Genomic DNA, 20,206 nt, shown 5'->3' with positions numbered 1-20,206 from the left:
GTAATGAATCAATCGTTCAGACGATTTTGCGGGATCACTTCATAGCCTGGCTCTTCCGGTTCATCATCCAGCATCTCGGTTGGAAATCCTGACGCTTGGATATCAAGCCCGGTCGCGTCTTCCAGCCGTCGGATGATATTCGGAGACAGCTCTCTCTCACCATATCGCGCGATGCCATCCTCGAATATCTTGATCATTAGCGGATTCATTTCCAGCGGCACACCTGCTCGGTCCGCTACCTCTTGAAACAGTCCGATATCCTTTTTCACCAAATCCATGGTGAATGAGATATCCCGCGAACCATTCAGAATGACTTGGCTTTCGGTCTCATGCACAAACGAAGTGCCCGATGAGATTTTGATCGCCTCGTATGTGGTTCCAAGGTCCATCCCGGCGGCCTTGGCGGTCACCAAAGCCTCGGCGCAGGTGATCAGGTTGGCGGTGGCAAGGAAGTTTGTCATCACTTTCAGAACCGAGGCCGAGCCCAGCTCGCCCGTGTGCAGAATGCGCCGCCCCATAGTGGTCAGGAAAGGCAAGATGCGCTCGAACGTCTCGCGATCGCAGCCCGCGAAAATCGAGATGTTGCCTGTCGCGGCGCGGTGGCACCCGCCTGAAACCGGGCAATCCACCGCTGCGCCGCCTCGTTCAATGACCATTGCGCCAAGGCGTTTAACTTCGGCTTCGTCGGTGGTGGACATCTCCATCCAGATTTTGCCAGGACCGACCTCTGGCAACATCTCCTGCATCACCGCGTCCGAAGCGGCAGGCGAAGGCAAGCAGGTGATGACCGCATCGCAATCACGCATCAGCTGCGCCGGACTTTCGGCAGCTTTGGCCCCTTTCGCGACAAATGCAGACACCAGCTCTGGATTCAGATCGTGTACCGTCAGATCGATTCCATTGCGCAGCAGTGAACCCGAGAGCTTGCCGCCCACATTCCCTAGCCCGATAAACCCAACTTTCATGCGCTGCATCCTCCTGTACGCGTCTTGCAACCATGCCACCACGACGCTGCAAACAGATCATGCCGCCCAGCGACCCAGACAGGTCGCTTTTTACCTGCGATATCACGGAATATCGCGACTCGCTTGACAAGCAGTACATCAGTGCCGCATGTCCCATCCGTTGGTGTCTGCGCAAGCAGATGAAAAGGGAATGCGTCAGCGGAATCACCGTCAAACGCAGCCGCCCCCGCGACCGTGACCGGAGAGGGTGCCCAAGCCACTGGCGAATGCCGGGAAGGCGGGACATCCGACAGAGGCTTCCTCTGACATCCGCAAGCCGGGAGACCTGCCAACGCCCGAAGATGAAACCGGACGGGGTGTTCCGGTGTGGGGCTTTGATTGGCCCGCATGAAACCCCGTCCCCCACGAAGAGGATTTGGGGGGATGAGAGACATGACCGAGACCGCTCCGGTCGAACTGCTGGTTTGCACCACCTGCCGTCGCGGTTTGCCTGTCGAAGACGATGCGCAACGCCCCGGCAAGTTGCTGCACAAGGCGCTTGAACAGGCGGACCTGCCCGATGGCATTACTCTGAAAGCTGTGGAATGCCTGTCCAATTGCGATGAAGGATGCTCGATCGTGCTGCGCGGAGGACCGGATCGCTGGACCTTTGTCTATGAGCATCTGAACGAAACCGACCATGTTGACGTGATCGTCGACGGTGCCACCAAGTACCTCGCCACCGAGGACGGTTTGGTCAAATGGCGCGAACGTCCCGAACATTTCCGCAAAAACTGTGCGGCCCGCATTCCCCCGATTGGAGCCCAGAAATGAGCAATCTTGAGAAACTCCCCGTCACCGTGATCACCGGCTTTCTGGGCTCGGGCAAAACCACACTGGTGCGCCATCTGATGCAAAACCCGCAGGGCAAGCGCTTGGCCGTTGTGGTCAACGAGTTTGGCGATGTTGGCGTTGACGGCGACATCCTGAAATCCTGCGCCATCCCGGATTGCCCGGCTGAAAATATCATGGAGCTGGCCAATGGCTGCATTTGCTGCACGGTCGCCGATGACTTCATCCCGACCATCGAGGCTCTGATGGCGCTGGAACCGTGTCCTGATCACATACTGATCGAAACCTCCGGCCTCGCCCTGCCCAAGCCGTTGCTGAAAGCGTTCGACTGGCCCGATATCCGCTCGAAAATCACCGTGGATGGCGTGATCGCGCTGGCCGATGCCGAGGCTGTTGCTGCGGGTCGCTTTGCGCCGAATGTCGAAGTCGTGGACGCTCAGCGCCTGGCCGATGACTCGATTGATCACGAAACGCCTCTGTCCGAGGTGTTCGAAGATCAGATCTCGTGCGCGGATATCATCCTCCTGACCAAGCCGGATCTGGCCGGTCCCGAGGGTGTGGCCAAAGCCAAGGAAATCATCGCCGCCGAAGCGCCCCGCCCCCTGCCTGTTGTCGAGGTCGCCGAGGGTGTCGTCGACGTGCGTGTGGTATTAGGCCTGGAAGCGGCGGCCGAAGATGACATGGAGGCCCGTCCCAGCCATCATGATGGCCACCATGATCACGAGCATGATGATTTCGAAAGCATCATCGTCGAACTGCCGGAACAATCCGACCCGCTTGATCTGGTCGCGAAAATTGAACGTCTGGCCAAGGAACTGAACATCCTGCGCGTCAAAGGCTATGCCGCCGTTCAGGGCAAGCCGATGCGCTTGCTGGTTCAGGCCGTTGGCGCGCGGGTGCGTCAGCAATATGACCGCCCGTGGCAACCCGATGAGGCACGCCGTTCGCGCCTTGTGGTCATTGCCGAGCATGACGACATCAAAGAAGCCGAAATCCGCGATATCCTCGTGGGTGTAACCGAGGCTGCCGAGTAAGCCATGCACGTCGTCTTCCGCGAAAACCACGGGCTCGAGGAAACCGAGACCCCAACCGATCTGGGCCAGAGCCCGGCGGATCTGGTGGTGCTGTCCTTTTCCGACAGTGACCTTGGTGCATTCGCGGCGGGCTGGCATCGCGGTGGCGGGCCCGAAGGACGCATGCCAACCCTCAGGCTGGCGAACCTAACGGCGCTGAAACATCCCCTCTCGGTCGATACCTATGTCGAACAGACTTTGAACGGTGCCAAAGGCATCCTCATTCGCTTGATCGGCGGGGTTCCCTATTGGACCTATGGCTTGCAGCAGGTTCTGGCACTGGCGCAGGCCAAAGGGATAGCGCTGGCCGTTCTACCTGCAGATGGGCGCGAAGATACGCGACTGGATGAATATTCCACCCTGCCCGTCTCAACCCTGCGACGGTTGGCGCATCTATGCGACACGGGCGGAAAGGTTGCAGCGCAAGCCGCATTGGCGCAGATGGCGCTGGCCGCAGGTTTGTATGCCGGCCCGGTCATGGGCGCCAAAACTGTCCCCGAATGCGGTGCGTGGTGTCCGGATCGCGGCGTGATTCCGGTGGAAAACGCCCTGACGGGCGACGCCGACCGCATCATTGTGACCTTTTATCGCGCATATCTGACCTCAGCGGATACAGCCCCAATCGCAGCCCTGATCCGCAGCTTAAGGGCGCGGGGATTTGAAGCGACCGGCCTCTATGCTCCGTCGCTTAAGGCGCCCAATGCCGCCCCCTGGCTGCGCGAGTCCCTTGTTGCGCTGAAACCTGCAGCGATCATCAACGCCACTTCCTTCTCAGGCAAAGGTACATCGGGCACCTCCCCTCTGGATGCGGCGGGGTTTCCTGTCTTTCAAGTCGCGCTCGCCACTTCGCGCCGCAAGGCCTGGGCCGAGGCGGAACGTGGTCTTTCGCCAGCGGACCTTGCCATGCATGTGGTTCTGCCCGAGGTGGACGGCCGGATCAACGCGGGCATCATTTCGTTCAAAGAACCGGGCAAACGCGATCCGCATCTGGAATATTCACGCTTTGCGCACCGGGCTGAACCGGAACGGATCGAGGCGATTGTTGACCGCGTCACCGGCTGGTTGAACCTCAACAACACTCCGAAGGCAGATCAAATCCCGGCGCTGGTGCTGTCCACCTACCCCGGCAAGGATTGGCAGATGGCACATGCCGTCGGGCTGGACGCGTTGGCCTCAGCCGAGGCGATACTGTCTGATTTGCAGGCTGAAGGCTATGATGCCGCGCCTGCCGAACCGCTTGCCCAAACCTTGTTGGACGCCCGAATTTCTTGGCTTCTGCAAGACTACAAGGCCGCGCTTGAAACCCTGCCCGAGCAATTGCGCGATGATCTGCAAACCGTTTGGGGTGAGCCCGAGAATGACGCCTGCTTTGCAAATGGCTCGTTCCAGTTCACCGCTTTGCGACGAGGCAAGGCCTTGGTCGCCCTCCAGCCCGAGCGAGGGACACCTGAGCTGCGCGACGACGACTATCACGACCTGTCGCGCACCCCGCGCCACAGCTACGTCGCTTTCTATCTCTGGCTGCGCGAAAGTCTCGGCGCGGATGCCCTGATCCATATCGGTGCCCATGGGACGCTCGAGTGGCTGCCGGGCAAATCGGTCGCTTTGTGCAACGAATGCTGGCCCGAAGCACTGATCCGAGACTTACCAGTGATCTACCCCTTCATCGTCAACGACCCCGGCGAGGCCGCACAGGCCAAGCGCAGGATCGGGGCGGTTACGCTGGGGCATATTCCGCCGCCCATGAAGGAAAGCGGTACGCCCGACCGAATGGTACGGTTGGAATCGCTGTTGGACGAGTTTTCGAACGCTGATGGCTTGGACCCCAAACGCCGCGATCGCCTGCAGGAGGATATCCGGGACGAGGCGCAGGCCATTGGGCTTGAAAGCGATCTTGGCCTTGATCAAGCCACCAGCACGGCTGAGGCGATCACTCGCATTGACCGATTTGTCTGTGACATCAAGGAAAGCCAGTTCGGCGACGGGCTACATATCTTTGGCCGCGTGCCACAGGTGACTGGCAATTTCGACCCCGCCCCATCAGCCCATGCCGAGCGCAAAGCCCTGATCGATGCGATGGCTGGGAAACGGATTGAGGCCGGCCCCTCGGGCTCGCCCTATCGCGGGCGCACGGATGTGCTGCCGACGGGGCGTAATCTTTATACCACCGATCCGCGATCCGTGCCCACACGCGCCGCGTATACTCAGGGCGTCAAACTCGCAGAAGAGCTGGTTCGTCGGCATCTGCAGGAAGAAGGCGATTATCCCAAGGGACTGATCGTCGATCTGTGGGGCTCGGCCACAATGCGCACTGCCGGTGAAGAATTCGCGATGGCGCTTCACCTTCTTGGGGTTAAGCCGATATGGGACAAGGGCTCCGAGCGGGTTTCCGGTATCGAAGTTCTGCCGATCACTGACCTTAGCCGCCCGCGACTGGATGTTACACTGCGGGTCTCGGGGCTGTTCCGTGATGTGTTTCCGACCCTTTCTGCACTCTATGGCCAAGCTGTCCGCGCATTGTCCGCACGCGATGAAGCGTCAGACTGGAATCCGTATGCCGGACAAGAACCCGCCGCGCGTGTGTTCGGCCCGGCCCCCGGGAGTTATGGTCTGAATATGACACAACTGTCCGAGACCTATACGGACGAAGCGCGTATTCAGGCCGGTGAGGCGTGGCTTGAGGCGAGCTCGTTTGCTCTGGAAGGTGAGCATATCGCCCAAGACAAAGACGGAATCACGCAGCGCGTTGCCAACGCTGACAGCTTTGTCCACCTACAAGACCTGACCGAAACCGACCTGCTGCTGGCCAATGATTATGCTACGCATGAGGCCGGGTTTGCAGCGGCCAAAAAGATCGCAGGCGGCCCCGTTCAGCTCTATCATCTGGACAATACCAATCCCGATAATCCGCGCGCGCGAACGTTGACTGAGGAAATCAGCCGCGTTGTTCATGCGCGCGCAGCCAATCCGGATTGGATTGCCGGGATGCAGCGGCATGGGTTCCGCGGGGCCGCGGAGATCGCGGCGACGCTGGATCACATGGCCTCTTTCGCGCATCTGTCCGGAACGGTCGCGCCGCATCTGTTCGATCTGTATCACGACGCAACGCTTGGCGACGAAGAGGTCGACGCCTTTCTGCAGGACGCCAATCCACAAGCACATCAAGCCATGCAAAACCGTTTCCGCGCGTTGCTGGAGGCCGGGCTGTGGAGCACGCGCCGGAACTCGATCCGCGCTGATCTGGAGGCACTGCGATGAGCATGCCCATCGTCCAAGGTTGGTGCCCGGGTGCCCACCGTCCGATGATGTCGGGGGATGGCCTGGTCGTCAGGGTGCGCCCAAGACTGGCGCGTCTGGACGCTGAGCAAGCGAAAGGTCTGTGTAAGCTGGCCGAGCAGTTTGGCAATGGCACCATCGACCTGACCAACCGGGCCAACTTGCAGTTGCGCGGCGTTCAGGAAGACAGCCACCAACCGCTCTTGGCCGAGCTGGCTGCGCTTAATCTGTTGGATGCCGAACCTGGTATCGAAATACGGCGCAACATACTGGTTTCACCGCTCTATCAAGCTGGTGATCTGACGGCGCAATTGGCGCAAGAGTTGATCGACCGTTTAGCGGAATTGCCTACGCTACCAGGAAAATTCGGCTTTGCGATTGATACCGGCCCCGAGCGTCTGCTGGCGTCGGATTCAGCCGATATTAGGCTTGAACGCAGCGCTGAGGGCCTGATTCTGCGCGCAGACGGTGCTGACACCGGGCGTCGGGTGTCCGGTTCCGACGCCATCGATCACCTGATCGCACTGGCGAACTGGTTTGCCGAACACCACACGTCTGAGACCCGGCGCATGGCACGGATCGCGGCATCACTTGGATTGCCCGACGAATGGCAAGGCACCGTACCCGGCCCGATTGGCCCGCTGCCTCAACCCGGTGCCTGCACTCAAGGCGCAATTTACGGAGCTGTCTTTGGGCAGTTACCAGCGAGCGTGCTTTGTGATTTGATCGAACAAAGCGGTGCCGCTGCTATTCGCGTCACCCCTTGGCGTTTGATCCTGCTGGAAGGTGGGGCAGCTATGCCCACCTCTGATTTCGTCACTGATGGCAACGACCCGCTGATGGCCACCGACGCCTGCCCCGGCACACCCTTCTGCCCGCAGGCTCAGGTAGAAACACGCGACATCGCCCGCGCCTTGGCAACGCGCGTAGCGGGCAGTCTGCATGTGTCGGGCTGCACCAAAGGATGCGCCCGCATGGGGCCAGCCGATGTCACATTGGTAGGCCATGCCGGACGATTTGACCTTGTCAAACAAGGCCGCGCAGGGGATGAGCCCTGCCTACGCGGCCTGACCGAAGAAACACTTATGACCATGGACTTCACCTGATGCCCTATGAATACGAAACCGACGGCGCGGCGATCTACAAGCAGAGCTTTGCCACCATCCGGTCCGAGGCCGATCTGGCCCGCTTCGATACCGATGAAGAGCAGGTTGCCGTCCGCATGATCCACGCTGCGGGTATGGTCGGTTTGGAAGACTTCGTCCATTTCTCGGACGGTTTCGTTCAGGCGGCCCGCACGGCGCTGGAAAACGGTGCGCCGATCCTGTGTGATGCCCGCATGGTCAGCGAAGGTGTTACGCGTTTCCGCCTTCCCGCCGAGAACGAGGTGATCTGTACTCTGCATGACGACCGCGTGCGCCCTCTGGCCACTGAAATGGGCAACACGCGTTCCGCTGCTGCATTGGAACTGTGGCGTCCGCATCTGCAAGGCGCATTAGTCGCCATCGGCAATGCCCCCACCGCGTTGTTCCACCTGCTCAATATGCTGGAAGACCCTGATTGCCCGCGCCCTGCTGCAATCATCGGTTGCCCGGTCGGGTTCGTCGGAGCGGTCGAATCCAAAGATGCGCTGTGGGAGGCGCAGCCGGTGCCGTCTTGTATCGTCAAGGGACGGCTCGGTGGCAGCGCCATAACCGTTGCCGCCATCAACGCCATCGCGAGCCGCGCAGAATGAGCGCGGGCAAGATCTATGGCGTGGGCCTCGGCCCCGGCGATCCGGACTTGATGAGCGTCCGCGCGGACCGCCTGCTGCGCAACGCACGCCACGTAGCATTCTTTCGCAAACCCGGTCGGACGGGGCAAGCGCGTAAGATCGTGAACGGAATGCTACCGGGCGACGCCATCGAATTTCCGATGGAGTATCCGGTGACAACTGAAATCCCAGTGTCGGATCCAAAGTACAACGAACTCCTTTCGGGGTTCTATGAAGATTGCGCAGCGCATTTGAAGATCATTACTGAACGTGGCGAGGACGTTGTGGTGCTGTGTGAGGGTGATCCATTTTTCTACGGATCATTCATGCATCTTTACAACCGGTTACGAGAACAAGCTAATGTAGTGGTTGTGCCAGCCATTACCGGTATGTCGGGCGCTTGGACCGCGACTGGTGATCCGATTACTTGGGGTGATGATGTCCTAACGGTTCTAGTCGGAACACTTCCCGAGGAAACCTTGACCGAACGCATGAGCCAAACTGACGCTCTGGTCGTCATGAAGATAGGGCGCAACTTCGACAAGGTAAAACGAGCACTTCGAAATGCAGGTCTTTATGACCGCGCATGGATTGTCGAATACGCTCAGATGCCGAACCAGAGGGTTTGCAAGCTGTCCGACAATTGCGAAGGTCTGACACCCTACTTCTCGATCATTCTGGTCCATGGTCAAGGGCGGCGCCCATGAGTGGTTGGATCAAGATCGCTGGCCTTGGGCCGGGAGACGAAGCTTTGGTGACGCCCGAAGTGACGGCTGCTCTGGCCGACGCAACGGATGTTGTGGGTTATATCCCCTACGTCGCGCGCGTGGCCGAACGTGAAGGGCTGACCCTCCATGCCAGTGACAACCGAGTTGAGATCGACCGATCTCAGCATGCGTTGCAGATGGCCGCTGAGGGAAAGCGCGTTGTTGTGGTCTCATCCGGCGATCCTGGCGTGTTTGCCATGGCTGCAGCCGTGTTTGAGGCTCTGGAAAACGGGCCGGTAGGCTGGCGCGACATCCAGATTGATGTGTTGCCAGGCATTACAGCGATGCTGGCGGCTGCGGCCCGTGCCGGTGCCCCTTTGGGGCATGATTTCTGTACCATCAATCTAAGCGACAATCTTAAGCCTTGGGGTTTGATCGAAAAGCGCCTGCGCCTTGCCGCTCAGGGTGATTTTTCGATGGCATTCTACAATCCGCGCTCAAAGTCCCGCCCGGAAGGTTTTGTAAAAACGCTGGAAATCTTGCGCGAGGAATGCGAGCCGGAACGCCTGATTATTTTCGCCCGTGCGGTGTCGCGTGAAGATGAAGCGCTGCGAATATCAACGCTGGACGAGGCAACGCCCGACATGGCGGACATGCAAACCGTCGTCATCGTCGGCTCATCCCTGACCCGCGTGATCGAACGTGACGGTACGCCGATCGTCTATACTCCGAGATTCACATTGGCCAAGGATCAGGTATGAGCCAGCCAGTCCAAGACCTGCGAGACCTTCTCGAATTCAGTCCGCTGCGGCACAGCGGGTCGGTCGATCATCAGGACGGGCAGGCCCAGCAGCCGCGCGGCATCAAGCTTGGCGCGCGCACCTGTGCCGCCCGCATTCTTGGACACTACCAATTGCGTGCTGTGGCGTTGCATCAGTGCGCGGTCATCTTCCACCGTAAACGGACCGCGCGATACAACCACATCGCTGTGAGGCAGCGGCACGGTTTCCGGTGCATCCACCAACCGCAGCAGATAGTGATGTTGGGGTTGGGCTGCAAACTCCTGCAGATGCATGCGACCAACGGCCAAAAAAACGCGCTGTGCCGGGCCGCGCAAGGCGCTGACCGCTGCGTCGATATCCGGCACGTGCAGCCAGTTGTCTCCATTTTCCGCGGTCCAGGCAGGCCGTGTCAGCACCGCCAACGGCGTCGCGGATTTAGTACAGGCTTCAATCGCGTTGCGGCTCATCTGCGCGGCAAAGGGATGAGTTGCGTCAACAACATGGCTGATCCCATGGTCGCGAACATAGCGTGTCAGCCCGTCTACACCGCCGAAACCGCCCACACGCGTTGGCACTGGCTGATGGCGGGGCGCGTCAACACGACCTGCATAGGAGTAGGTCGCCGGAATGCCTTGTTCGGCGACAGATTTTGCCAGAGCATTCGCCTCGGTCGTGCCACCAAGAATCAGGAGGTTGGGCATGTCTAAAGCTCCGTGGCTGACCGTTCTGGGTTTGGGCGAAGATGGACTGGATGGCCTGTCACCCGCAAGCCGTCAAGTGCTTGATCGGGCCGAAGTCATCATGGGCCCACCGCGCCATCTATCGTTGATCCCGGACAGCACGGCGGAACAGATTGAATGGCCGGTTCCGTTTGCTGATGGACTGCCTATCCTGACCGGGTTGCGTGGAAGACGCACCGTTGTTCTTGCTTCGGGCGATCCGTTCTGGTTCGGGGCCGGCTCGGTGATTGCACGAAATTTCGACGCGGGCGAATGGACCGCCCTGCCCGGGCAATCGACCTTTTCGCTGGCCGCCGCTCGGCTGGGCTGGCCGCTTGAAAGCACGTTGACCTTCGGATTGCATGCCGCCCCCCTGACGCGCCTGCGTCCACATCTGGCGCCCGGCCTGCGCGCGATACTGCTGCTGCGCGACGGTAAAGCTGTGGCTGAGCTTGCAACATATCTTGGCGAAACAGGTTTCACCGATTGCGCGCTGCACGTAATGGAGGCCCTTGGAGGCCCGCGTGAGCGCGCGCGCAGCGTATCGATGACCGAGGCGCTGTTAGACACGTTCGAACATCCCGTCTGTGTCGGGCTGGACGTCGCGGGTGCCGGGCGTGCGTTTCCCAAAGCCTCAGGTAAACCGGATGATATTTTCGAGACAGACGGTCAGATCACCAAGCGCCCCATTCGCGCGCTAACCCTATCGGCCCTCGCGCCCCAACGCGGTGAGCATTTGTGGGATATCGGCGGAGGCACCGGATCGATCAGCATCGAGTGGCTGATGTGTGACCCCACGCTGACCGCCACCACCATTGAGCCGCGCGCAGATCGCGCCGAGCGTATTCGCCGAAACGCCGATGCGCTTGGGCAAGATCGACTGAAGGTAGTCCAAGGCACTGCGCCCGAGGCGCTGGCAGACCTTGACCAACCCGATGCAGTCTTCATCGGTGGCGGTCTAAGTGTGGATCTGCTGAACTGGCTGCAAGAGAACCTTAGTGCGGGCACCAGGCTTGTCGCCAATGCGGTAACGCTGGAAAGCGAAGCTCTATTGGCTGAGTGGCAGACCAAACTGGGTGGCGACCTTCTTCGTATCGAACTATCGCAGGCTTCGGCATTAGGCGACCGGCGCGGTTGGAAATCTGCCTATCCGGTGGTGCAGTGGAGCGCGAGGCTATGATCGTGGCCGGGTTCGGGTTTTCTTCATCGGCGACGGTGGCGAGCCTGCGGTCTGCGCTGGAACAGGCCGCGGATGGGCAAAGCGTCGACGCTTTGGCGACCGTCTCAGACAAAGACGGTCACGCGGCGCTTTCAGCTTTTGCTGAAACGGTCGCATTAAGAATTCACTTCATCCCGGCAGATCAACTCGCCGGGCAACGCACCCTCACCTGCTCGCCCAGCAGCCGTGCCACATATGGCACCGGCAGCGTGGCCGAAGCATCCGCTCTTGCTGCAGCCGGGCACGGCGCGCGGCTGATTTCACCCAGACAAATCTCGGACGACCGGCTTGCGACCTGCGCCGTCGCCATCGGAGGACAAACATGACCGTTCATTTCATCGGCGCCGGGCCGGGTGCCGCCGACCTGCTGACCTTGCGCGGGCGCGATATCATCGCATCTTGCCCAGTGTGCCTCTACGCAGGTTCATTGGTTCCTGAGGAGATTTTGGGCCATTGCCCCGAAGGCGCGAAGATCGTGAACACCGCTCCGCTGGATTTGGATCAGATCATGGCCGAAATCGAAGCGGCTCATAGTGCGGGGCAAGACGTAGCGCGGCTGCATTCCGGCGATCTGTCTGTCTGGTCGGCTATGGGAGAACAAATCAGGCGGTTGAAAGAAATGGGTATCCCGGTCAGCGTCACGCCTGGTGTTCCCTCGTTCGCGGCTGCGGCTGCGGCGCTCGGGACCGAGCTTACACTTCCCGGACTGGCGCAATCGGTTGTGTTGACCCGGACGCCCGGACGCGCATCTTCGATGCCTGCCGGTGAAACGCTGGAAAACTTCGCGCGCACAGGGGCCACGCTGGCGATCCATCTGTCGATCGGCAATCTGGATACCGTTATCGCAGACCTGACGCCCGCCTATGGCGCCGACTGCCCGGTTGCTGTGGTTTATCGTGCCAGTTGGCCGGATGAACAGATCATCCGGGCGACGCTGGCCACCTTAAAAGATGCACTGGATGAACGCATTTCGCGTACGGCGTTGATCATGGTTGGTCCGGCGCTTGCAGGCGAAGGGTTTGATGAAAGCTGTCTGTATTCCAAAACATACGACCGCCGCTATCGCCCGCAAAGCGCTGATAGCCCGTGGTCGAGTTGGAGCCCCGAGAATGAATGAATCGATCACTAACCCCCCGGGAATACTAATTTCCGCGCCGTCTTCGGGCACGGGTAAGACCACGGTCATGCTGGGATTGCTTAGGGCGCTGGCCGAGGACGGACTGACGGTACAGCCGTTCAAGAGCGGGCCAGACTATATCGACCCAGCGTTCCACCGTGCTGCGGCGGGCCGAGCCTCGTTCAATCTGGATAGCTGGGCGATGGGAGAGCCCCTGCTGAGCGCGATCTCTGCACAGGCGACGGGCGCGGATATTGTGGTGGCCGAAGGCTCGATGGGCTTGTTCGACGGCGTCGCCAAGCCCGGAGAACTGGGCCATGGATCGAGCGCTGAAACAGCGCTGCGCATGGGATGGCCGGTGGTGCTGGTTCTGGATGTCGGAGGACAAGCACAATCAGCAGCCGCGACGGCGCTGGGGTTTCGGATGTATAATCCTGATCTACCTTTTGCAGGTGTGATCCTGAATCGCTGCGCCAGTCCGCGCCATGAACGTCTGACGCGGTTGGGCATGGAACGTGCCGGATTGCCGGTACTTGGGGTTCTGCCTCGCCGGGGTGATCTGACCTTGCCCGAACGGCATCTGGGCCTGATCCAGGCGGTTGAGCATCCCGATCTGGAAACAGCAATCGCCGGATACGCCGCATTTCTGCGCGAGCACGTCGATCTCGAGACAATCAAAACGGCGGCTTCCTCATGCCCCGATGGGCCATCGTCAACCGCGCTGCCGCGCCCTCCAGCCCAGCGTATTGCCTTGGCTCAGGATGCCGCATTTTCGTTCACCTATCCGCATCTTCTGGAAGGGTGGCGCAGTGCTGGCGCCGAGATTTCGCCCTTTTCTCCGCTGGCAAACGAAGCACCTGCTGAAGATGCCGATCTGGTCTGGCTGCCAGGCGGCTATCCTGAGCTACATGCCGGGACATTGGCTTCAGCGGATAACTTCCTGACTGGGCTGCGGAAACACGCAGATAGCCGACCTGTACATGGCGAATGCGGGGGCTACATGGCGTTGGGAGAGGTCCTGATTGATAAGGATGGCACCCCGCACCAGATGGCAGGATTGTTGGGTCTGCAGACTTCATACCAAAAGCGCAAATTCAATCTGGGCTATCGTAAGGCAGAACTTTTGACTCCGATGCCCGGCTTTGCGGCAGGTACAGCCTTGCGGGGGCACGAATTCCACTATTCTTCGATTGTCGAACAACCGGATGCGCCGCTGGCTCGCGTGTTCGATGCCGAGGGCGCAGAAGGTCCACAGACAGGGTCACGGCACGGCAATGTCACCGGCACGTTCTTTCATTTGATTGCTGAGGCCTCGGCATGAGCGGGTTTGTCTCTTTCATCGGCTCCGGTCCGGGCGATCCGGAACTGTTGACTCTCAAGGCTGTGGACCGGATGCAGAAGGCAGACGCGGTGCTGTTTGATGATCTCAGCAGTGGGCCGATCCTGACCCATGCGCGTGACGATGCTGATCTGGTTGGTGTTGGCAAACGCGCCGGTCGCCCCTCGCCCAAGCAGGATCATGTCAGTCGACTACTGGTCGAATACGCGCAAACCGGTCAGCGGGTGGTGCGGCTCAAATCCGGTGATGGCGGGTTATTCGGACGGCTGGAAGAAGAATTGGTCGCATTGCAGGCCGCCGGTATCGAATATGAGATCATACCTGGCATCCCCTCGGCGATCGCCGCAGCTGCAGCGGCTGGTATCCCTTTGACCCGACGGCTGACTGCACGTCGTGTGCAGTTCGTCACAGGGCATGACGTAAGTGGCAAACTGCCGGCTGATCTGAACTTGCCCGCTTTGGCTGACGCGACGGCGACGACCGTTGTCTTCATGGGCAAGCGCACATTTCCACTGCTTGTCGAAGCCCTGCATGCGAACGGGCTGCCGCTGGATACACCTGCGCTGATGGCCGAGTCCGTCTCGACCCCCGAACAGTCTTTGCATCGCTCGACGGTCGGAGAGTTGTCCGAGAAGCTTCAGGCCGAGATCGGAACCGCCCCGGCGTTGATCCTCTATGGCCCGCTAGCGGAGTTCGAAGATGTTTGACCTGACCCTGATCGGGATTGGGACCGGCAACCCGGATCACCTGACATTTCAGGGCGCGCAGGCGATCAGGACTGCTGATCTGATCCTGATCCCGCGCAAGGGTGAGAACAAAGCCGATCTAGCCGGGCTGCGCGAAGACATCATCGCGCGGGTCACCGAAACGCCTCCTCAGATCACGTATTTCGACGTACCCAAACGTCGGGCCGATGATGGCTATCTGCAAGGTGTCGACGACTGGCACGACGCAATCGCGCTACGTTGGCAAGAGGCGATCTCGGCCCACCCAAATGCGCGGAACATAGCGCTGTTGATTTGGGGCGATCCGTCGCTTTATGACAGCTCGTTGCGGATTGCGTCGCGCCTTGACCCGCAGCCGAATGTCACAGTTGTGCCGGGCATTACGGCGTTGCAGGCGCTGACGGCCGCCCATGCGATTCCGATCAACGATCTGGGGGCTCCTTATGTTGTGACAACAGGCCGCCGCATCCGCAATGAGGGCTGGCCTAATGCGGCTTCAAAGGTGGCTGTTATGCTGGATGGCGAATGCTCGTTTCAAAGCCTCGAGATGACCGACTATGACATCTGGTGGGGGGCCTATGTGGGCATGAAAGAGGAAATCCTGATTAAAGGCCCACTTGCGGATGTGGCGCAGAAGATTTTGGAAACGCGTGCACAGGCCCGATCAGATCACGGCTGGATCATGGACATCTATTTGCTAAAGAAACGCGCCGCCTGACTTGTATGCACAGGATTGTGAGGACGGTTTCAACGCTTTTCTGCCAATTATTGCCAATCCAACAGGGAAGGTAAGTTGATGAAAGCGTTCTGGGCCATGATGTGTCTGCTGGCGTTACCTGCATGGGCTGACGGCATTGAACCCCTTTCTGGGTGGGCGGTTTACTCGAGCAACAAAAGCTACGAGAGCCTTGTTGAAGACACAAAAGCTGCCGTCAAGGAAAACGGCCTGATTGTTGTAACGCAGGCCGGGCCAACCAAAGCGGCGGCTTCGCGCGGCATTACCATACCGGGCAATCGTGTAATCGGCGCGTTCAACAATGACTACGCTGTTCGGGTTCTTGAAACCTCGACCAACGCAATGATCGAAGCGCCTATCCGGTTTTATGTGACCGAGAACAAGGACGGCACCGCGACCTTGTCTTACAAAACACCCGGCTTTGTATTTGCTCCCTATGCAGATGAGGGCGGTGAAGCGCTGCACGAAATTGCCGTTGAACTTGACGCAAAGTTTCAGGCCGTGGCGGAAAGCGCCGTCAAATAGTCACACTGACGTGAAGCTGCTTGCGTCCGGGCGCGTCCTCCGCAATCTGCTGAAAGATAAACTTGTCGGAGCTTGATTGATGCAGGACCTGTCCCCCCGCGCTGCGGATCTGTTGGCACAACGCCTTTATGAGGCCGGATGCCGCCACGCGTTCGGAATGCCCGGTGGCGAGGTCCTGACCTTGGTGGATGCGCTGGAAAATGTGGGCATCACCTTTCATCTGACCAAGCATGAAAACGCAGCCGGTTTCATGGCCGAAGCCGTTCACCATCGCGATGGCGCGCCCGCGATTCTGGTGGCAACCCTTGGCCCGGGTGCGATGAATGGGATCAATGTGGTCGCGAACGCACTGCAAGATCGAGTGCCGATGATCGTGTTGACCGGATGCGTCGATGCCGATGAGGCGCTGACTTACACCCATCAGGTAATGGATCACGCGCAAGTCTATCGCTCAATCACCAAGGGTACCTTCATGCTGACGGCGGATGGGGCACATATCATCGCCGACAAGGCGGTATCGCTCGCCAATCAGCCGCGCCCGGGCCCGGTGCACATTGATGTGCCGATCTCGGTGGCCGATACGCGCGTATCAGGGGTTAAACGTCGTCGACTGGCGAAAGTCGCCCCTGTTGCACCCGGCGCGGAATGTCTGGAAAAGGCCCGCCGCTGGATGGCTGAGGCCGAGCGCCCTTTGGCTATCATCGGTCTTGATGTTCTGTACGACGACTCTCGTTGCGTTGTGCGGGCGTTTTTAGAGCATTTCAACATTCCCTTTGTCACCACCTACAAGGCCAAAGGGGTGGTGCCTGAGGATCATCCGCTGTGCCTGGGCGGGGCGGGCTTGTCTCCGCTGGCCGATAAACATCTGATCCCGCTGATAGAACAGGCTGATCTGGTGCTGTGTCTGGGCTATGACCCCATAGAAATGCGCCCTGGCTGGCGCGAGATCTGGGACCCCGAAACCAAACGCGTGATCGACATATCAGCCGTCGTGAATGATCACTACATGCATCAGGCCGGTTTGAATTTGGTGGCAGATACCGGTGCAACGCTTGAGGCCATCGCCAAAGGCAACCCTGCCCGCAAGACATGGCCGAGCGGTGAACCGGAACTGGTCAAAGCCGCGCTGGCGAAAGCCTTCCCGACAGATGAAGACTGGGGACCAGCCGCTATCATCGCAGAGACCCGTGCTGCGCTGCCTGCCGAAACACTCGCCACCGCTGACAGCGGTGCGCACCGTATCCTGCTCAGCCAGATGTGGGAGTGTTCAGAGGAACGCGGTTTGATCCAGTCTTCGGCGCTTTGCACAATGGGCTGCGCCGTTCCGATGGCCATCGGTTTGAAGCTGGTCGAACCGGACCGCCCGGTGATCAGCTTTTCCGGTGATGCCGGATTTCTGATGGTCGCCGGAGAGCTTTCGACCGCCGCCGAAATGGGTGGCAACCCGATTTTCCTCGTGTTCGTTGACGCCAGCCTGGCTCTGATCGAGCTGAAGCAGCGCCAGCGCCAGATGGGCAATCGCGGAGTAGACTTTGACCGCCACGACTTTGCCGCCATGGGCCGTGCCTTTGGTGGGTACGGTCACACTGTGCGCAATCGCAAGGAATTGCGTGCCTCGCTGGATCAGGCGTTGAAAGCCGACAAATTCACTGTCATTGCTGCGGAAATTGACCGTGGAGGATATGATGGCCGCATCTGAAGGACCGCTGAAAGGCGTCAAGGTACTGGACTTGTCGCGCATTCTGGCGGGGCCCACTTGCACACAGCTGCTGGGCGATCTCGGGGCCACCGTCATCAAAATTGAAAACCCGGCGACCGGAGGCGATGATACACGGCAATGGGGTCCTCCTTACGTTGAGGATGCGGATGGCAACCGCTCGGATCTGAGCGCTTATTTCATGTCGTCCAACCGCAACAAGAAATCGGTTGCTTTGGATATCGCAACACCAGAGGGTCAGGCGGAAATCAGGCGGCTGGCGTCGCACGCGGATATTCTGATCGAGAATTTCAAGCCCGGTGGGCTGGCAAAATACGGGCTCGATTATGCGAGCTTATCCAAGGAGTTTCCCAGTCTGGTCTATTGCTCGATCTCAGGCTACGGACAGACAGGCCCGAATGCGTCGAAACCCGGTTACGACCTGATGGCGCAAGGCTATGGCGGGATCATGTCGCTGACTGGTGATCCCGACGGCGCACCAATGAAAGTGGGCGTGGGAATCGCTGATGTGATGTGTGGTATGTATGCCTGCGTCGCTATTCTGGCTGCTCTGCGTCACCGCGACCTGACCGGCGAAGGTCAGCAGATCGATCTTGCGCTGGTGGACGCCCAGATCGCCTGGTTGATAAATGAAGGCGTGAACTATCTGACCTCGGGCGACGTACCTCAGCGGCGCGGCAATGGGCATCCCAACATTGTGCCTTATGAGGTCTACCAGACAGCTGATGGACATGTCATTCTGGCGGTCGGAAATGACAGCCAATTCCGACGGCTCTGCGGCTTTATCGAGAAACCGGAGCTGGCCGACGACCCCCGATTTGCCACAAACCCGGCCCGCATTGAAAACCGCGATGCTTTGAATGTGTTCCTGCGTCCCGCCATTCATGCGCTGGAGACCGTTAGCGTCATCGCAGGGCTGGAAGAGCTGAAAGTACCTGTTGGCCCGGTGCGTACACTCGATCAGGTTTTCGCCTCTGATCAGGTCGCCGCGCGGCAAATGCAGATCTCGATGCAGGCCGCACCCGGCGAGGTACAACTAATCGGGAATCCCCTGAATCTGTCGCTCACGCCTGTAACATATCGCAGTGCGCCTCCCGTCTGTGGGGCTGATACACAGGCGGTTCTGAACGCGGAAAACCCCTTCGAAGATTGAAACACTCTGCCCGTTTAGGCGGCAAGTTGCTGAAACATGCCCTTGAATCGGCGGTTTTTTTCGCTTTTCCCACACACGTGTTTTCACCAATTCGAGAGCAGGGTCGATACTGTTACGACCCCGCTGCACACTCTGTTACATCGAACAGTAGAGAATATCGCAACCAGATTGGACCCGAGCATGAAACAAGACGTCTTTGGACAGATGAACACCCTCAGCCAGCCCGCAAGCGTCGAGGCGTGGGATGGTGTTCTGCTTGGGTTCATGGCGCACGCAGCCGTCACGCCGCAACATCTGGGCAAGGTGCTGGAGCTTGAGCCGGATTTTGCACTGGGTCACGCGATCAAAGGTTTGTTCATGGTCCTACTGGGCCGGCGCGAAATGATCCCGGTCGCAGCCGAGGCTTTGACAGCAGCAAATGCGGCGATGGAACGCCAACCGATTTCGGCCCGCGAAAAGCTCTATGTTGAAGCGCTGGCATTGTACATGGCCGACCTGCCCTCTCAGGCCATACAAAAATTCGAAGAAATTCTTCGTCAACATCCCACGGATACGCTGGCGATGAAACTCAGCCATGCCACCCGTTTCGTTTTGGGCGATTCACACGGCATGCGCCGGTCGATCGAGCGCGTGATGCCTGCTTACGAACCAGATCACCCCGGGCGCGGATATCTGCTTGGTTGCCATTCCTTTGCACTTGAAGAGACAGGTGCCTATGAAAAGGCCGAGATTGCAGGACGTCAGGCCTTATGGATGGTTTCAGACGATGCGTGGGGATTGCACGCCGTCGCGCATGTGCACGAGATGACCGGAAATGCTCAGTTGGGTCTTGACTGGCTCGCCGGGCGCGAGGACGCCTGGGCGCATTGCAACAACTTCCGCTATCACGTGTGGTGGCACAAGGCGCTGATGCATCTGGATCTGGGTCAGGTCGATCAGGTGATGGCGCTGTATGACCACCACATCCGTCAGGACAAAACTGACGATTACCGCGATATTTCAAACGCGACATCACTGCTGTCACGGCTTGAGCTTGAAGGCGTGGACGTTGGCAATCGTTGGGAAGAACTGGCCGATCTCAGCGCCGCGCGCACTGAAGACGGCTGTCTGATCTTTGCAGACTTGCACTATCTGCTGGCGCTGACCGGCGACAACCGAACGGATGCGACCGCGCAGTTGCTACAGCGTATCCAGAAGGACGCTCAGCGCAATCAGGGTGATACTCCGATCCGCATGTCCGACCCCGGCATTGCAGCGGCCAAAGGTCTTGAGGCCTTTGGCGACGGCCTTTATGGCCAAGCCTTTGATTTCTTGTCGAATGCGAGGGGCGGCATGCAATTGGCGGGTGGCAGCCACGCCCAACGTGATGTATTCGAGCGCATCACCATCGATTCCGGCCTGCGTGCCGGCCGTCTGGATGCTGTCGAGCGCATTCTTGACGACCGCCGCGCCAAGCGCGCCGGAGGTGAGGATAACTACGCCCTCGCCCGCCGCGCATTGATCGAGGCCGCACGCGATGGCGGCGACGCACAAAGCGTCCCTGCCGAGTAACAACAAAAAAGACCAAGA

Annotated in this window: 19 protein-coding genes and 1 riboswitch; of the genes, 17 read left to right on the top strand and 2 right to left on the bottom strand. The window is 59.5% G+C overall.

Annotation, left to right across the window (positions count from 1 at the left end):
- Positions 1-8: 8 nt before the first annotated feature.
- Entirely contained in the window at positions 9-974 is a 966-nt protein-coding gene (locus ACR0B3_RS00310) for an NAD(P)-dependent oxidoreductase (protein ID WP_480807367.1), read from the bottom strand.
- 135 nt (positions 975-1,109) lie between these two features.
- Positions 1,110-1,312: riboswitch (cobalamin riboswitch) on the top strand.
- 85 nt (positions 1,313-1,397) lie between these two features.
- On the opposite strand from ACR0B3_RS00310, the gene ACR0B3_RS00305 reads away from it, so the two are divergent.
- Genes ACR0B3_RS00305 through cobJ form a run of 7 tightly spaced genes read left to right on the top strand, consistent with a single transcriptional unit; the run spans position 1,398 to position 9,366 of the window.
- Complete coding sequence (locus ACR0B3_RS00305) at positions 1,398-1,778, top strand: DUF1636 family protein (protein WP_480807366.1); 381 nt, start codon at positions 1,398-1,400, stop codon at positions 1,776-1,778.
- Positions 1,775-2,830 (top strand): cobalamin biosynthesis protein CobW, encoded by a 1,056-nt coding sequence (gene cobW / locus ACR0B3_RS00300; protein ID WP_480807365.1) that lies wholly within the window; start codon positions 1,775-1,777, stop codon positions 2,828-2,830. Before ACR0B3_RS00305 ends, cobW begins: the two co-directional genes overlap by 4 nt.
- 3 nt (positions 2,831-2,833) lie before the next feature.
- Positions 2,834-6,127 (top strand): cobaltochelatase subunit CobN, encoded by a 3,294-nt coding sequence (cobN, locus tag ACR0B3_RS00295; protein WP_480807364.1) that lies wholly within the window; start codon positions 2,834-2,836, stop codon positions 6,125-6,127.
- Entirely contained in the window at positions 6,124-7,251 is a 1,128-nt protein-coding gene (locus ACR0B3_RS00290; protein WP_480807363.1) for a cobalamin biosynthesis protein CobG, read from the top strand. Before cobN ends, ACR0B3_RS00290 begins: the two co-directional genes overlap by 4 nt.
- Positions 7,251-7,880 carry a precorrin-8X methylmutase gene (locus ACR0B3_RS00285; protein ID WP_170720033.1) on the top strand — a complete coding sequence of 210 codons (630 nt, stop codon included), beginning with the start codon at positions 7,251-7,253 and terminating at the stop codon, positions 7,878-7,880. Before ACR0B3_RS00290 ends, ACR0B3_RS00285 begins: the two co-directional genes overlap by 1 nt.
- Positions 7,877-8,605 carry a precorrin-2 C(20)-methyltransferase gene (locus tag ACR0B3_RS00280; protein ID WP_480807362.1) on the top strand — a complete coding sequence of 243 codons (729 nt, stop codon included), beginning with the start codon at positions 7,877-7,879 and terminating at the stop codon, positions 8,603-8,605. Before ACR0B3_RS00285 ends, ACR0B3_RS00280 begins: the two co-directional genes overlap by 4 nt.
- A complete protein-coding gene (gene cobJ, locus ACR0B3_RS00275) occupies positions 8,602-9,366 on the top strand; it encodes a precorrin-3B C(17)-methyltransferase (RefSeq protein ID WP_480807361.1) in 765 nt (254 codons plus the stop codon). Before ACR0B3_RS00280 ends, cobJ begins: the two co-directional genes overlap by 4 nt.
- Here cobJ and ACR0B3_RS00270 read toward each other — a convergent pair.
- Positions 9,357-10,088, bottom strand: a complete 732-nt coding sequence (locus ACR0B3_RS00270) for a cobalt-precorrin-6A reductase (protein ID WP_480807360.1) — start codon at positions 10,086-10,088, stop codon at positions 9,357-9,359. The genes cobJ and ACR0B3_RS00270 overlap by 10 nt on opposite strands.
- On the opposite strand from ACR0B3_RS00270, the gene cbiE reads away from it, so the two are divergent.
- The 10 genes from cbiE to ACR0B3_RS00220 all read left to right on the top strand — a co-directional run bounded on the left by cbiE (position 10,087) and on the right by ACR0B3_RS00220 (position 20,188).
- Positions 10,087-11,286: a precorrin-6y C5,15-methyltransferase (decarboxylating) subunit CbiE gene (cbiE, locus tag ACR0B3_RS00265; protein WP_480807359.1), complete on the top strand. Its 1,200-nt coding sequence runs from the start codon at positions 10,087-10,089 to the stop codon at positions 11,284-11,286. The two genes, ACR0B3_RS00270 and cbiE, sit on opposite strands and share 2 nt — an antisense overlap.
- Complete coding sequence (locus ACR0B3_RS00260; RefSeq protein ID WP_480808001.1) at positions 11,283-11,651, top strand: cobalamin biosynthesis protein; 369 nt, start codon at positions 11,283-11,285, stop codon at positions 11,649-11,651. Before cbiE ends, ACR0B3_RS00260 begins: the two co-directional genes overlap by 4 nt.
- Positions 11,648-12,442 (top strand): precorrin-4 C(11)-methyltransferase, encoded by a 795-nt coding sequence (gene cobM, locus ACR0B3_RS00255; RefSeq protein ID WP_170720047.1) that lies wholly within the window; start codon positions 11,648-11,650, stop codon positions 12,440-12,442. Before ACR0B3_RS00260 ends, cobM begins: the two co-directional genes overlap by 4 nt.
- Positions 12,435-13,763 (top strand): cobyrinic acid a,c-diamide synthase CobB, encoded by a 1,329-nt coding sequence (locus tag ACR0B3_RS00250; protein ID WP_480807358.1) that lies wholly within the window; start codon positions 12,435-12,437, stop codon positions 13,761-13,763. The genes cobM and ACR0B3_RS00250 overlap by 8 nt, the downstream gene beginning before the upstream one ends.
- Positions 13,760-14,488, top strand: a complete 729-nt coding sequence (cobA, locus tag ACR0B3_RS00245) for a uroporphyrinogen-III C-methyltransferase (protein ID WP_480807357.1) — start codon at positions 13,760-13,762, stop codon at positions 14,486-14,488. The genes ACR0B3_RS00250 and cobA overlap by 4 nt, the downstream gene beginning before the upstream one ends.
- The gene (cobF, locus tag ACR0B3_RS00240; RefSeq protein WP_480807356.1) at positions 14,481-15,224 is read left to right on the top strand and encodes a precorrin-6A synthase (deacetylating); all 744 of its coding nucleotides are present in this window, start codon (positions 14,481-14,483) and stop codon (positions 15,222-15,224) included. The genes cobA and cobF overlap by 8 nt, the downstream gene beginning before the upstream one ends.
- A 78-nt stretch (positions 15,225-15,302) precedes the next feature.
- Complete coding sequence (locus ACR0B3_RS00235) at positions 15,303-15,767, top strand: DUF302 domain-containing protein (protein ID WP_480807355.1); 465 nt, start codon at positions 15,303-15,305, stop codon at positions 15,765-15,767.
- Between the two features lie 79 nt (positions 15,768-15,846).
- Positions 15,847-17,466, top strand: coding sequence for a thiamine pyrophosphate-binding protein (locus ACR0B3_RS00230; RefSeq protein ID WP_480807354.1), 1,620 nt, complete (start codon positions 15,847-15,849; stop codon positions 17,464-17,466).
- Positions 17,453-18,637, top strand: coding sequence for a CaiB/BaiF CoA transferase family protein (locus ACR0B3_RS00225; RefSeq protein WP_480807353.1), 1,185 nt, complete (start codon positions 17,453-17,455; stop codon positions 18,635-18,637). Before ACR0B3_RS00230 ends, ACR0B3_RS00225 begins: the two co-directional genes overlap by 14 nt.
- A 180-nt stretch (positions 18,638-18,817) precedes the next feature.
- Positions 18,818-20,188: a tetratricopeptide repeat protein gene (locus ACR0B3_RS00220; RefSeq protein ID WP_480807352.1), complete on the top strand. Its 1,371-nt coding sequence runs from the start codon at positions 18,818-18,820 to the stop codon at positions 20,186-20,188.
- The last annotated feature ends 18 nt before the right edge of the window (positions 20,189-20,206 follow it).

The sequence above is a fragment of the Ruegeria sp. CE9 genome, assembly GCF_056537425.1.
This window is presented reverse-complemented; position numbering and strand designations above follow the sequence as displayed.

Excerpts from the sequence above, each read along its gene's own strand:
- ACR0B3_RS00220 (WP_480807352.1), top strand. The coding sequence starts at position 18,818 with ATGAAACAAGACGTCTTTGGACAGATGAACACCCTCAGCCAGCCCGCA.
- cobN (WP_480807364.1), top strand. The coding sequence starts at position 2,834 with ATGCACGTCGTCTTCCGCGAAAACCACGGGCTCGAGGAAACCGAGACC.
- ACR0B3_RS00290 (WP_480807363.1), top strand. The coding sequence starts at position 6,124 with ATGAGCATGCCCATCGTCCAAGGTTGGTGCCCGGGTGCCCACCGTCCG.
- ACR0B3_RS00305 (WP_480807366.1), top strand. The coding sequence starts at position 1,398 with ATGACCGAGACCGCTCCGGTCGAACTGCTGGTTTGCACCACCTGCCGT.
- cbiE (WP_480807359.1), top strand. The coding sequence starts at position 10,087 with ATGTCTAAAGCTCCGTGGCTGACCGTTCTGGGTTTGGGCGAAGATGGA.
- ACR0B3_RS00225 (WP_480807353.1), top strand. The coding sequence starts at position 17,453 with ATGGCCGCATCTGAAGGACCGCTGAAAGGCGTCAAGGTACTGGACTTG.
- cobJ (WP_480807361.1), top strand. The coding sequence starts at position 8,602 with ATGAGTGGTTGGATCAAGATCGCTGGCCTTGGGCCGGGAGACGAAGCT.
- ACR0B3_RS00235 (WP_480807355.1), top strand. The coding sequence starts at position 15,303 with ATGAAAGCGTTCTGGGCCATGATGTGTCTGCTGGCGTTACCTGCATGG.
- cobA (WP_480807357.1), top strand. The coding sequence starts at position 13,760 with ATGAGCGGGTTTGTCTCTTTCATCGGCTCCGGTCCGGGCGATCCGGAA.
- ACR0B3_RS00250 (WP_480807358.1), top strand. The coding sequence starts at position 12,435 with ATGAATGAATCGATCACTAACCCCCCGGGAATACTAATTTCCGCGCCG.
- ACR0B3_RS00285 (WP_170720033.1), top strand. The coding sequence starts at position 7,251 with ATGCCCTATGAATACGAAACCGACGGCGCGGCGATCTACAAGCAGAGC.
- ACR0B3_RS00270 (WP_480807360.1), bottom strand. The coding sequence starts at position 10,088 with ATGCCCAACCTCCTGATTCTTGGTGGCACGACCGAGGCGAATGCTCTG.
- ACR0B3_RS00260 (WP_480808001.1), top strand. The coding sequence starts at position 11,283 with ATGATCGTGGCCGGGTTCGGGTTTTCTTCATCGGCGACGGTGGCGAGC.
- ACR0B3_RS00280 (WP_480807362.1), top strand. The coding sequence starts at position 7,877 with ATGAGCGCGGGCAAGATCTATGGCGTGGGCCTCGGCCCCGGCGATCCG.
- cobM (WP_170720047.1), top strand. The coding sequence starts at position 11,648 with ATGACCGTTCATTTCATCGGCGCCGGGCCGGGTGCCGCCGACCTGCTG.
- cobF (WP_480807356.1), top strand. The coding sequence starts at position 14,481 with ATGTTTGACCTGACCCTGATCGGGATTGGGACCGGCAACCCGGATCAC.
- ACR0B3_RS00310 (WP_480807367.1), bottom strand. The coding sequence starts at position 974 with ATGCAGCGCATGAAAGTTGGGTTTATCGGGCTAGGGAATGTGGGCGGC.
- ACR0B3_RS00230 (WP_480807354.1), top strand. The coding sequence starts at position 15,847 with ATGCAGGACCTGTCCCCCCGCGCTGCGGATCTGTTGGCACAACGCCTT.
- cobW (WP_480807365.1), top strand. The coding sequence starts at position 1,775 with ATGAGCAATCTTGAGAAACTCCCCGTCACCGTGATCACCGGCTTTCTG.